This is a genomic window from Desulfotomaculum sp. 1211_IL3151 (assembly GCF_036763075.1).
Taxonomy (GTDB): domain Bacteria; phylum Bacillota; class Desulfotomaculia; order Desulfotomaculales; family Desulfotomaculaceae; genus Desulfotomaculum.
This window is the reverse complement of the sequence record NZ_JBAIYV010000025.1, coordinates 22,117-34,428: the sequence shown is the minus strand read 5'-3', so window position 1 is coordinate 34,428 and position 12,312 is coordinate 22,117. Positions and strand designations below refer to the sequence as shown.

The window sequence follows — 12,312 nt, the reverse complement described above, 5'->3', positions numbered from 1 at the left end:
CCTAGCATTTGGTAGATATGGAATAGTATTTTCCATTAAAACAAAAATCATGTAAAAAAAGAAAAAACCTCTAAAAGAGAACACAAAAAGGGTTGGCGCACAAAGGGATGGATGTATTCAATGCAGAGAACGACCCCCGTGTCGTTCCCTGCAATTTGCTGCAGTTTGACTAAAAAGAGAAGTGTCGCTTACTGCTCAAAAGCAGTTTTGCGACACTCTTCATGGCAACTCCATTTTTTTCTACAAACACACCAATTTTTTGTAGGAGCATACGATAGATTAAGAGAATACTTCTTTGTACACGATCAGAGAGAATTCTATGCTGCTGGTCGGCACTATCCGAACAATGATAATACAAAGTTATTATTCGGATAGAAAAATTTGGTTAAACTAGGATTAAAAGAGGGGCAGGAGGTTAGTGATGAAAGATACACCAAAATGTATATTGTGCCAAACTCAAATTGAAGCAAGCAATTTTGGCATTGTAATTTTAGGAAGGTGCATCTGTACCAATTGCGAAAAGGAGATTACTAACCTTAGTTGGGATGATCCTAATTACGATGCCTATAAAAGAGGTCTTAAGAAAATTTGGTGCTTTAAGGAGGCCTGACTTTTAGCAAGGGCTTCTTTCTTTTTTTCTAAGCGGTATTTTCGGTAGGCTAATTCAATATCATTTTTTATTTCACGCAGGGTAAAAAGATCAATCCCGGTACCTGTGGCAATTTCTACATCACTTTGACCAACTTTCCATAGTCGGATCAACTTACTGACACTGGTGCGGTATTTCTTTGACAGAGCCTTTTCGTCAATCTGCGGGGACATTTGTTGCCGCATAATTGTCTCCTTTCCATGGCTTGTGCCAAGATATATAATTTCACCAGAAGATATTATCTTTATTTTTCCCAGCCTTGGCCGAGCTATAAGATTAAACAAATGGTAATTTAAATAGAAACTAAAATAGAAGATAAAATTTGTATGTGATAAAATGAATTGTTAAGAAATTTTAAAAGGTATGTGGTTTATGAATCAAAAGGATGCACCTCTTTGGCAGGCAATAAAAAAACAGGTCAACTCTAGGTCTGTGCAGCTGCATATACCCGGCCATAATGGAGGGCAGGCGATAGCAAGTGAATTTAAGACCATAGCCGGCCGAGGCATTTTTCAAATGGATTTGACAGAAATACCGGGGCTAGATGATTTACACAATCCAGGGGACGTGATTGCCAAGGCTCAGGCATTGGCCGCGGACCTATATGGTGCAGATAAAAGCTATTTCTTAATTAATGGGACAAGTTGCGGCATAATTGCACTGATTATGTCTCTTTGTAAACAGGGGGGTAAAATTATTATCCCCAGAAATGCCCACCGTTCCGTATTATCAGGTCTGGTTTTAGCCGGGGCCGAGCCAATTTACTATCAACCGGCTGTGTTGCCGGGATTTGGCTGTTTGGTTGGTCCAGAGCCAGTTCAGATTCGGGATTTATTGCAAAAACATAGGGACGTTAAAGCAGTAATCGGTGTTAGCCCCACTTATTATGGTATAGTTGGTGATATTGCCGGGGTTGCTAAGATTTGTAAAATGGCCGGTGTTCCGTTGTTGGTGGATGAGGCCCACGGGTCCCACCTAAGATTTCATCCTGAGTTCCCTCCGGATGCCCTCCGCAGTGGGGCGGATGCTGTCGTACAGAGTACTCATAAAACAGGGGGCTCCCTAACTCAGTCATCGCTGCTTCATCTTAAGGGGGAGCAAATAGAAGCAGGCTTGGTAGCGGAGGCTTTACGTATGTTGCAAAGCACCAGTCCTTCTTATATATTAATGGCTTCCCTGGATTTGGCCAGACGGCAAATGGCCCAGCAGGGCAAAGACTTACTTAGTCATACCCTGGAACTGTCCCATTGGTGCAGAGAAAAACTACTAGGTATACCGGGGGTTCGCTTGTTAAGTGTTGAAGAGCTTGGGCTGCCCGGTGCCATGTATTTGGATCCTACCCGCTTAACCATTTCCTTACTGGAGCTTGGTCTTACTGGCTATCAGACGGCGGAACTTCTTGCTGAAAGATATGGCGTTATTGTGGAGATGGCCGATTATGCCAGTATTGTGGCAATCCTTTCAGTGGGTTCCCGCTTGGAAGATTGCCACCGCTTAGTGGAGGGGATTGGTAAAATTGCCGTACTTCCGTCAGGGAAGCCCCGGGCAATTCCCCAAACGGTGGTTATGCCGGCACCGGAGGTGGTATTAAGTCCCAGGGAAGCCTGGCAGAGACTGGGTCAAAGAACTTCTTTGGAGCAGTGCTTGGGGCAGATCAGCGGTGAAACAGTGGCTGTTTATCCACCGGGTATACCGGTAGTTGGCCCCGGTGAAAAAATTACTGCCTCAGTTTTAGCGTACTTACTAGAGATTAGGGCACAAGGCTATAAAATTCAGGGGCCTGAGGATCCAACTTTAATGACTTTGAAGATATTAATCTAGTTATCTACTTTCGGTTAAAATGGTAGCAGGAGGTGTGCTCAATATTTATTGTATGTGAGGGAGTAGATGGTTCAGGTAAAAGCACACAGCTAAACCTATTAAATAAATATCTTAACCAAAAAGGAATAAAGACCCTGGTTACCAGAGAACCAGGGGGCACTCCTGTGGGGGAAAAAATACGTGAACTGCTCCTAGATCCAAATTATCCAGAACTAATGGACCGCACCGAAGCTTTGTTGTATGCTGCGGCGAGGGCCCAGTTGGTTGCTCAGGTGATGCGACCTACACTTAAGCAGGGCATCGTGGTTCTGTGTGATCGATATATCGATTCCACCCTGGCCTATCAAGGCTACGGTAGGGGGATGGATTTAGACTTTTTAAGGAGTATTAATAAATTGGCCAGTGGGGGCCTGGCGCCTAATTTAACGGTATTGCTTGATTTAGCCCCGGAGGAGGGACTGGCCAGGTCACGTAGGGAGCGGGCCGCCGATAGGTTGGAGAGCCAATCCCTAAATTTTTATCATAAAGTACGTGAGGGTTACCTGGAATTAGCCAAGCGCAAACCAGAGGCTTATTTGGTGGTGGATGCACGACAGGAAATGGAGCAAATTCATCATATTATTTGTACCCGTATAGGTGGGTTGCTCAATGTCTAGTTTGAGTAGTATAATAGGCCACCAACAAATTGTTAGGATGTTAAAAAATTCAGTGCAAAGGGAACGTGTGGCCCATGCCTATTTGTTTATGGGGCCGGCTGGGATTGGCAAATACACCGTTGCCCAGGGCTTTGCCCGGTTATTGCTGTGTGAGGTCCCAGATAAAGAGGAAGCCTGTGGCAATTGCCGGGCCTGCCGCCAGATTGATAGCGGCAATCACCCGGATTTACATTTGTTGGAGCCATCCGGGGCAACCCTGAAAATTGAGCAAATAAGGGAACTGCAAAGGCAGGTGCAGTATAAGCCCTTTCAAGCCCCCCGGCATGTATTTATAATTGAGAAAGCGGAGGCCATGACTCAGGAGGCAGCCAACTGTTTTTTAAAAACCTTGGAAGAGCCGGGCAGTCAAACCGTTTTTATTCTCCTGAGCGATCAACCCTATGGTTTACTGCCGACCATTCTTTCACGCTGTCAACAACTACAATTTCGTCCCTTGAGTAATCAGGAAGTTAGTAAAGGGCTAGTTACCCTTGGTAAGATAGCGGTAGAACAGGCCCAGGCAGTGGCCCCTCTGGCAGGGGGAAGTTTAGGCCGTGCCCTGAAGCTTACAGGGGGAGAGGAACAATGGCCACGAAGGGCCAAAGCCCTAGGGTGGCTAAGGAGACTGCCTCAAATGGGTCAATATCAAGCCCTGCAGGCGGCCGAGGAATTAGCTACGGATCGGAATGAAGCAGTAGAATGCTTGGAGATTATGCTTTTTTGGTTTCGGGATTTATTGGTTTATCATTATACAGGTCAGAGAAAGGTTCTTAATAATCAAGATAAAATGGATGATCTTTTGTCCCAGGCCAATTGTTATATGCCGGGGAAATTAGTGCAAATAATTGAGGAAATAAAATTGGCCAAGGAAAAAATACTGGCCAATGCCAATACACGTATGACCCTGGAGGTAATGCTGTTGAAAATACACTCCGATGGAGGAAATGACTATGTCAGTTAGGGTGGTTGGAGTACGCTTTAAAAAAGCAGGTAAAGTATATTATTTTGATCCAGTAGATATTTCCTTGAATAAGGGAGAACATGTCGTGGTGGAGACCACCAGGGGCATCGAGTATGGAGAGGTTGTGGTTGCCCCAAGGGATGTGGCGGATGAAGAGGTTGTGGCACCTTTAAAACAAGTTTTGCACAAGGCTACACCGGAGGATGACCACCAGGTAGCAGCAAACAGGGAAAAAGAACAGAAGGCTTACGAAGTTGCTTTAGAAAAGATAGCCCTGCATCAATTGCCCATGAAATTAATAAGTGTGGAACAGACCTTCGATGGTAATAAAATAATTTTTTACTTTACCGCGGACGGTAGAATTGATTTTCGGGAGTTGGTAAAGGACTTAGCCGCTGTTTTCCGTACGCGCATCGAGTTACGCCAAATTGGCGTCCGTGATGAGGCTAAAATGGTAGGTGGTTTGGGGTGTTGTGGACGTGAACTATGTTGTGCCTCCTGGCTGGCGGATTTTGCCCCGGTATCCATTCGGATGGCCAAGGAACAAAACCTATCATTAAATCCCACCAAGATTTCTGGCATCTGTGGTCGCCTGATGTGCTGCTTAAAATACGAAAATGATGTTTACGAAGAGGCCAAGGCAGATTACCCTGAGATAGGTACCCAAGTGTTAGCCCCAGATGGTGAAGGGAAGATTATTGCGGTAAATATTTTTAGAAAGACGGTAAGTGTGGAATTACAGGAAAGCAAGGTCATTCGAGAATATCCTTTAAGTGATTTGAAAATAAAAAAAGGCCGAGGTGAATGCAACTGTGGCTGCCCTGCCCGGCAGGATTAATCGACTGGAACAGTCCCTTCGTCAAATATGTGACGAAGTGGATCGCTTAAAACAAGAGGTGAAGGAACTAGAAGATGAAAACGCCCGGTTAAGACGGGAAGTAGCAGGCCTCTATCTGGAAGACGGACAGGGTGCTAATGCTCAGAAAAAACCCGGGGCGAGGAATCTTTGGGATTTGTATGATAAAGGTTTTCACATTTGCAATATGTATTTTGGTAAAGGCCGTGAGGGAGAGTGCATCTTTTGTTATGCATTGATGAACCGGGGAGATGCACAGAATGGAACATAAAACAACGGGAACGTTATATCTTTGTGCAACCCCCATTGGTAATTTAGAGGATATCACCCTGAGGGCATTGCGGATTCTCAAAGAGGTGGACTGTATCGCGGCTGAGGATACCCGCCATACCCGGAAGCTCCTAAGTCATTTTGACATCCACACGCCCTTGTTGAGCTATCACTCCCATAGCAGCGAAGGAAAAGAAGAACAACTCATTATGCGATTAAAACAGGGTGAAAATATTGCCCTGGTTTCAGATGCTGGCATGCCCGGCATTTCTGACCCAGGGGCAGATTTGGTGAGGTTGGCCTTGGAACAGGAAATTATCGTGGTGCCACTGCCGGGGGCCTCAGCGGGAATTGCAGCATTGGTTGCCTCCGGTCTTCCTACAAATAAATTTGTCTTCGAGGGCTTCCTTTCCAATCAGCGAAAAACAAGGCGTAAACAGCTGCAGGCCCTAAAATCCGAACAGAGAACCATGATTTTTTATGAATCACCCCATCGTCTAACAGATACCCTTAAGGATATGCTGCAGGAACTGGGAGACCGTCCCGGTGTGGTGGCAAGGGAACTGACAAAGGTTCATGAGGAATTTAAAAGGGGGCTGCTTTCCCAGTTGCTGGTACACTATGATAACAACCACCCCCGTGGGGAGGTTTGTTTAATTGTGGGTGGGGCGGCAAAGGAAGAGCTCGGTGGAGAGGTGACAAATCAATGGGCTGAAATTTCCCTTGCCGAGCATATAGAATCACTGCTGCAGCAGGGCTATGATAAGAAAGAGGCGATTAAACAGGTGGCAAAGCTGCGAGGTCTACCCAAGAGGGAAGTATATGCAGTGGTGCATAAGGCTTAAGGGTATTTCTTGGGGGTCTAGCTGTTAGCCATCCGTCCTTAGCCGTGAGCTTTTTTACCTGTTAACACCAAATAATGGATAAGAAAAAATATTCTGGCAATTATTCAGGGGTTAATTTATAATAAGCCCAAGGGGTGGGTTTGATGGAAGAAGTTTTAAAATTAATCCTAAATAAAATTGGCAATATGGACTGCAAGTTAGATCAAATAGATAATCGACTAAATGCTGTAGATAATCGGTTAGATCAAATAGATAACCGACTGGATGCTGTAGATAATCGGTTAGATCAAATAGACAACCGACTGGATGCTGTAGATAATCAGTTAGAGCAAATGGATAATCGATTAGATGCCATAGATAGTAGGCTGGGCGGCATTGATAACCGATTGGATAATATGGAACAGGAGAATGAGAGAAGGTTTAACCAGTTGGAGGTTGCACTCCAAGAAATTAATAAAGATATAAAAGATATTAAGCATAAAGACATAGTTGACAGTTGTTATTATGATAAAAAGATAAAGGCCCTAGAAAAAGAAGTGTTTAGAATAAAGGATATGTAGAATTCATAACATCCAATAAAAACGAGAGGCTGCATCGGCCTCTCGTTTTTATTGGATGTTATACAACTTCTTTATTAACGCTTTCTCCCATGGCGACAATACACTCGTGACATACCATTTTTCCTTTGTAATGGGTAACATCCGAAGCATTACCGCAGAATACACAAGCGGGTTCGTATTTGCGTAAAATAATTTTCTCGTTATCCACATAAATTTCCAGGGCGTCTTTTTCGTCTATGCCCAGTGTACGGCGCAATTCGATGGGAATAACCACCCTGCCTAGCTCGTCCACTTTACGAACAATACCTGTGGATTTCATTCCGCTATCCCTCCCTATTATGCAATCGACACGATACCAGATTTTACTACAACTAATCATACCAGTACTAACCGAAATAGTCAATATTTTACTTTTATTTTTGTAATTTTATGGTATAAAATTTAAAGTTTTGGGGAAAACTTGACATGTGAAAATTTGTTTTATAAAATCGTTGTATAATATAAAAGCAATGATAGGGATGAGTAAATTGAGGCTGCCCTTAAAGAGAGCGGGGTAAGGTGAAAGCCCGCAGGGTAAGAGCGATTGAACATGGCCTTGGAGCTGCTGGTTCGAATGGATAGCCTATTAGGGCCAGCCGGAGAAGCAACGTTAATGCTTATGGTGCATGTGCACAACGGAGGCTGTCATCTTAGATGACAGTGAATTAGGGTGGTACCGCGGGTAATAACCTCGCCCCTGTAAGGGAGCGAGGTTTTTTATTTTCTAATTATAATATAAGAAGGGATGTTTATGAAAATGGGCAATTTCTACATTACCACACCCATATATTACCCCAGCGATAATCTGCATATCGGTCATGCCTATACCACGGTTGCAGCAGATGCCATGGCTCGCTATAAGAGGCTAACTGGCTACGATGTATGGTTTTTAACCGGTTCGGATGAACACGGGCAAAAAATTGAACGAGCTGCCAAAGCCAAAGACCAAACCCCAAAGGAATATGTGGATCATATTGTGGACGGTTTTAAAAGGCTGTGGCAAAGGCTGGATGTAAGTTATGATGACTTTATCCGTACCACCGACGAACGTCACCGCAAGGTGGTGCAAAAGTTTTTCCAACAACTTTATGAACAAGGGGACATCTATAAATCTGAATATGAAGGGTGGTACTGTACCCCCTGCGAAACATTCTTTACTGAATACCAGTTGGCCGAGGGTAAGTGTCCCGATTGCCAAAGGGAAGTAGAAAAGGTTAGGGAGGAAAGCTATTTCTTCCGTCAATCAAAGTATGCCGAACGCTGGTTAAAGTTCATCGAAGAAAACCCAGATTTTATTCAACCAGTATCCCGTCGTAACGAAATGGTTAGTTTTGTGAAGCAAGGTTTGGAGGATCTTTGTGTCTCCAGAACGACCTTTGACTGGGGCATTCAAGTACCCTTTGATCCCAAACACGTGGTCTATGTTTGGGTGGATGCCCTAACAAATTACATTTCTGCCCTTGGCTATCATACGGAAAATGATAGCCTTTACCAAAAATTTTGGCCCGCTGATATTCACCTGGTAGGGAAGGACATTGTGCGGTTCCACACCATTATTTGGCCCATGATGTTAATGGCCTTGGATTTACCCCTGCCAAAGAAAGTTATTGGGCATGGCTGGCTGTTGCTGGATAGTGGAAAGATGTCTAAATCCAAGGGAAATGTAGTGGATCCCCACCTGTTAATTGATAAATATGGGGTTGATGCGGTGCGCTATTTCCTCCTAAGGGAACTTCCCTTCGGCTCCGATGGTTTATACTCGGAGGAAGCCATGGTAAAACGCATGAATACAGATTTAGCCAATGATTATGGTAACCTATTATCCCGATCTGCTACGATGATGGAAAAATACCAACAGGGTGTACTTTCGATGCCCGGCACCCCTGAGGGGCCAGATGCTGAACTGATTGATTTGGCCGCAGCTACACCCAAAATGGTAGAAGAATACATGGAGAAAAGTGAGCTATCCAACGCCTTAGCGGCCATCTGGCAGATGGTCGGCAGGGCTAACAAGTACCTTGAGGAAACAGCTCCCTGGACCTTGGCTAAGAATGGTCAGAACGAAAGATTAAATACGGTATTATATAATGTGGCCGAAATTATGCGCTTTGCCACGGTTATGGTTACTCCCTTTATGCCAAACCTACCAGCCCGTGTTTGGCCCCAATTAGGCATTGAGGATAAACCAGAACTTCATACCTGGGAGAGCCTACGTTGGGGTAAACTCCCTGCGGCAACCACCGTCAAACGCGGGGAAGTGCTGTTTCCCCGGATTGATTTGAAGACACTGGAATAGGACTGGGTTATGTTACTACCATGGGTGGTGTTGTTGGTTATCAATAACACTTCCCATGGTAATTTTTAACTATTAGCCATTGGCCGTCAGCCCTTCGGACTTTGGGGTATTTCTTAGGGGTCGGCAGGGGCTTTTGTGGAGCCTATCCAGTAAAGGCAGGCGTAATTGGTAATTCACGATTTGACAGGAATTATGATGGACCCGACAAGTGGCTGAGGGCTGAAAAGGAGGTTAACGAAATGCTCATAGATTCCCACGCTCATCTTGACAACCCGCGTTTTCAGGAGGATTTGGACCAGGTGATTGCCCGGTGCGAGGAGAAGTTAACGGCGGTAATTAATGTGGGATATGATCTTGCATCTTCTAAACGATCGATTAAATTGGCCGAGACCTATCCTTTTATTTTTGCAGCGGTGGGTATTCATCCCCATGATGCCAAGGAAGCTCCGGAAAACTATCTGGAACAGCTTAGAGAAATGGCAGAGCACCCCAGGGTGGTGGCCATTGGGGAAATGGGGCTGGATTATTATTACGACTTATCCCCCAGGGATATCCAACAAAGGGTTTTTCGAGGGCAACTACTCTTGGCAAAGGAATTAAAAAAACCCTTTATTATTCATGACCGTGATGCTCACGGGGATATTATGCAGATATTACGAGAGGAAGCACCATACCCTGCGGGGGGAGTCATGCATTGTTTCAGTGCCAGTTGGGAGATTGCCCAGGAATGCATGAAACTTGGCTTATTTATTTCTCTGGCTGGTCCGGTAACCTTTGCCAACGCCGGAAAACTAAAGGATATAGCGGTTAAGACCCCCTTGGATCGCTTATTAGTGGAAACAGATTGCCCTTATCTAACACCGGTACCTCACCGGGGTAAGCGCAATGAACCAACCTATGTTCAACACACCGTAGATCATGTGGCAGAGCTAAGAAACATGAGTGCCAGCGAGTTGTCCCTACAGGCGGCGGAAAATACCATTCAATTGTTTAATCTGCCTATAATAACCAAGGGAAATAGCTACCGGTCATAGTCATCCGCCGGCAGGCCATGAGCCATGGCTCATGGCCTGCTTAGTTATGGTTGTTTGGTAAACTACCATGGGCTAAGGATTCATTAAACAGGGCTAAAGGTTAAATCGTCGATGAGAGCAGCGCAGGTATTCGATGATTCCGGTGTAAATACAAAGCTAAGCATAGCGGATGTTGTACCCTCCGGTGCCACACCAGAAATACGGAATGGTTGATAGGTATCACTCAGATCCTGGGATCGGATTGTTTGGTTAACGGAATTAATAGGGTTGCCTGAAGCATCTAAGTACATGATCTGGGCCATCAGAGTAAAGGCACAGGGGTTCATCATTTTTTGCAAAGACCTGGCCCAGAAAGCTAGCTCATAGGATTGGCCGCCAACAACATCAGGAACACTTCTGACCAGACTGGCGGGCCTGGTTGGGCAAAAACCTAATTCCACCGCTTGACCAGTTCTGCCATTGGGGTTTGGTGCGACATTTTCACCCTGCCAATTAGTGGGGATATTTCCGGTAAAATCTTCAAAGGAATCTTGAATACCCAGGGTTGCGGTGTCGCAACCATCGGGGAAAATAGAAATAAACAGTTGGGTTTCCTCAACCACTTTAATGACTAAAGAAATAGTGGCAATTTGCTGAATGCGGTTTGATTTATGCAGATCAAAGTCTACTTGGAGATCCACATTGCGAAAATCAATTTCTATATTATTGGGGTTCATAACAATCAGGGCAGGTCTAACATCGATCACTTTAGTAAAAGATATATCCTCACCCAAATGACGCACATCATCGTGTTTATCTACATAATAGATTTGCTTGTGAATAGTGCCATGAATGCGAATACCCTTTAGCTCTCTGGGCCCACATACGGCTTCACCTACATGGAAAGTGGCCTTTGGGCTGTTGCAATTGGCTGGGTGATAACCTGGGTAGAAATTTTCTGGGTTATTGGCATGGGCAGGTGGGGTACCGCCAAAAATCGGTTCACCCTCTAAGTCACGAACAACCACATCGATATGATCGATCTTTTTAGCCTGTTCATCCAGACAGGTAACATTATCTACCGTCACAGATGTCACGATGTCACCGATTACCACTGGCAATTTAACCAGTTGACAGATAGTGCCGTTTGGCATAATCAAAACCTCCTTTCTATTTCTATGGCCGGGCTTGGTATATATAGGCAAGCATGACCGCTGATATAGTATATTCGTGAAATGGACTAAACGGGCGTGTCCCCTTGAAAAAAAGCCATCCGTCTTTTGTTTAGGATATTTCCAACGGAATGGAATAAATTACCAAACACTCCCTTTAACTGACATATTTTAGGTCCCGGAGGAATATATTGATTTCTAAGGGCACTAAAATGTTTAAAGGGGGTATCGTTATCGGGATAATAAATAAGAAGCTATGGCAAGATGAAGCCTGTCGGCTCCTCTTAGGGGTACTCATTATTGGGATAGCCTTTATGGTTTATTGCTTCTGCTGTGCCAAACACCTGCTAATTATTGTGGATCAACAAGAGATTCCCGTCATACAGTTTCGGGGAACTGTAGCGGATGCATTGCAAAAAGCACATGTAACTTTAAGAAGAGCTGATATTGTTGAGGTACCCTTAAACTCAACCGTTAAGGATGGGGCATCTATACATGTAACCAGGGTTGATACAGAGGAAATAACAAACCAGGAGCTTATCCAGTATAAAGTGGTCAAAAAACCGGACTATAACCTTCCGGCGGGGGAACAAAGGGTAATAAAACAAGGCCGATGTGGACTGAGCCGGGAGTATATTCAAATAACCTACCAGGATGGTAAAGAAGTAAAAAGGGAGCAATTAAGAACAGAAGTTGTCAAAAAACCAGAACCACAGTTGGTTGCTTATGGACCACAAGTTATGGTTTCACGTGGAACCTCCAGATCCGTGGCAGGGGGAGCCGTCAGAAACCTTAGTAATTCCATGCCGCTAGAGGATAACAAAACAATAACGGTTGTTTCCACGGCATACACCCATACGGGAAACCGCACGGCAACGGGCATTTATCCCTCTGAGGGCATTGTGGCAGTTGACCCCACGGTAATTCCCCTGGGAACAAAATTATATGTCGAAAACTACGGTTATGCCGTTGCTGCGGATACAGGTAGCGACATTAAAGGCAATCGGATCGACGTTTTTTTTAACAGCTACGATCAAGCCATTCATTGGGGTAGGTGTACGATTAAAGTGCATCTAGTAGAATAATAGCCTAAACCGGAGGGTACACTTTTCTAAAAAAATGCGATTATCTGTTG

At 44.6% G+C, this 12,312-nt stretch carries 14 protein-coding genes and 1 other annotated feature; of the genes, 11 read left to right on the top strand and 3 right to left on the bottom strand.

All coding sequences use genetic code 11. The features are described 5' to 3' along the window. Positions 1 to 421 precede the first annotated feature (421 nt). A complete protein-coding gene (locus V6C11_RS05085) occupies positions 422 to 610 on the top strand; it encodes a sigma factor G inhibitor Gin (RefSeq protein WP_333530011.1) in 189 nt (62 codons plus the stop codon). Here V6C11_RS05085 and V6C11_RS05080 read toward each other — a convergent pair. Beyond that, entirely contained in the window at positions 565 to 834 is a 270-nt protein-coding gene (locus tag V6C11_RS05080) for a hypothetical protein (protein WP_333530010.1), read from the bottom strand. The two genes, V6C11_RS05085 and V6C11_RS05080, sit on opposite strands and share 46 nt — an antisense overlap. 187 nt (positions 835 to 1,021) lie before the next feature. Between V6C11_RS05080 and V6C11_RS05075 the strand changes: the two genes are divergently transcribed. From V6C11_RS05075 to V6C11_RS05045, 7 genes are all read left to right on the top strand, one after another. Continuing rightward, on the top strand, positions 1,022 to 2,470 hold the full coding sequence (locus V6C11_RS05075) for an aminotransferase class I/II-fold pyridoxal phosphate-dependent enzyme (protein ID WP_333530009.1): 1,449 nt from the start codon (positions 1,022 to 1,024) through the stop codon (positions 2,468 to 2,470). 32 nt (positions 2,471 to 2,502) lie between these two features. Beyond that, on the top strand, positions 2,503 to 3,126 hold the full coding sequence (gene tmk / locus V6C11_RS05070; RefSeq protein ID WP_333530008.1) for a dTMP kinase: 624 nt from the start codon (positions 2,503 to 2,505) through the stop codon (positions 3,124 to 3,126). Beyond that, positions 3,119 to 4,126: a DNA polymerase III subunit delta' gene (gene holB / locus V6C11_RS05065; RefSeq protein WP_333530007.1), complete on the top strand. Its 1,008-nt coding sequence runs from the start codon at positions 3,119 to 3,121 to the stop codon at positions 4,124 to 4,126. The genes tmk and holB overlap by 8 nt, the downstream gene beginning before the upstream one ends. Next, positions 4,116 to 4,964, top strand: a complete 849-nt coding sequence (locus V6C11_RS05060) for a PSP1 domain-containing protein (protein WP_333530006.1) — start codon at positions 4,116 to 4,118, stop codon at positions 4,962 to 4,964. Before holB ends, V6C11_RS05060 begins: the two co-directional genes overlap by 11 nt. Next, positions 4,939 to 5,253 carry an initiation-control protein YabA gene (locus V6C11_RS05055; RefSeq protein ID WP_333530005.1) on the top strand — a complete coding sequence of 105 codons (315 nt, stop codon included), beginning with the start codon at positions 4,939 to 4,941 and terminating at the stop codon, positions 5,251 to 5,253. The genes V6C11_RS05060 and V6C11_RS05055 overlap by 26 nt, the downstream gene beginning before the upstream one ends. Beyond that, entirely contained in the window at positions 5,243 to 6,097 is an 855-nt protein-coding gene (rsmI, locus tag V6C11_RS05050) for a 16S rRNA (cytidine(1402)-2'-O)-methyltransferase (protein WP_333530003.1), read from the top strand. The genes V6C11_RS05055 and rsmI overlap by 11 nt, the downstream gene beginning before the upstream one ends. A 143-nt stretch (positions 6,098 to 6,240) precedes the next feature. Continuing rightward, positions 6,241 to 6,657 carry a hypothetical protein gene (locus tag V6C11_RS05045; RefSeq protein ID WP_333530002.1) on the top strand — a complete coding sequence of 139 codons (417 nt, stop codon included), beginning with the start codon at positions 6,241 to 6,243 and terminating at the stop codon, positions 6,655 to 6,657. Positions 6,658 to 6,715: 58 nt separating this feature from the next. Here V6C11_RS05045 and V6C11_RS05040 read toward each other — a convergent pair whose 3' ends face one another. Then, positions 6,716 to 6,976 carry an AbrB/MazE/SpoVT family DNA-binding domain-containing protein gene (locus V6C11_RS05040; RefSeq protein WP_333530001.1) on the bottom strand — a complete coding sequence of 87 codons (261 nt, stop codon included), beginning with the start codon at positions 6,974 to 6,976 and terminating at the stop codon, positions 6,716 to 6,718. Positions 6,977 to 7,157: 181 nt separating this feature from the next. Beyond that, positions 7,158 to 7,398, top strand: a binding site (T-box leader). A gap of 49 nt (positions 7,399 to 7,447) precedes the next feature. Here V6C11_RS05040 and metG point away from each other — a divergent pair. Continuing rightward, positions 7,448 to 8,992 carry a methionine--tRNA ligase gene (gene metG / locus V6C11_RS05035; RefSeq protein ID WP_442886031.1) on the top strand — a complete coding sequence of 515 codons (1,545 nt, stop codon included), beginning with the start codon at positions 7,448 to 7,450 and terminating at the stop codon, positions 8,990 to 8,992. Positions 8,993 to 9,231: 239 nt separating this feature from the next. After that, a complete protein-coding gene (locus tag V6C11_RS05030) occupies positions 9,232 to 10,026 on the top strand; it encodes a TatD family hydrolase (protein WP_333529999.1) in 795 nt (264 codons plus the stop codon). Positions 10,027 to 10,109: 83 nt separating this feature from the next. Here V6C11_RS05030 and V6C11_RS05025 read toward each other — a convergent pair whose 3' ends face one another. After that, positions 10,110 to 11,159 carry a hypothetical protein gene (locus V6C11_RS05025; protein ID WP_333529998.1) on the bottom strand — a complete coding sequence of 350 codons (1,050 nt, stop codon included), beginning with the start codon at positions 11,157 to 11,159 and terminating at the stop codon, positions 10,110 to 10,112. A gap of 209 nt (positions 11,160 to 11,368) precedes the next feature. On the opposite strand from V6C11_RS05025, the gene V6C11_RS05020 reads away from it, so the two are divergent. Then, complete coding sequence (locus tag V6C11_RS05020) at positions 11,369 to 12,262, top strand: 3D domain-containing protein (protein WP_333529997.1); 894 nt, start codon at positions 11,369 to 11,371, stop codon at positions 12,260 to 12,262. The last annotated feature ends 50 nt before the right edge of the window (positions 12,263 to 12,312 follow it).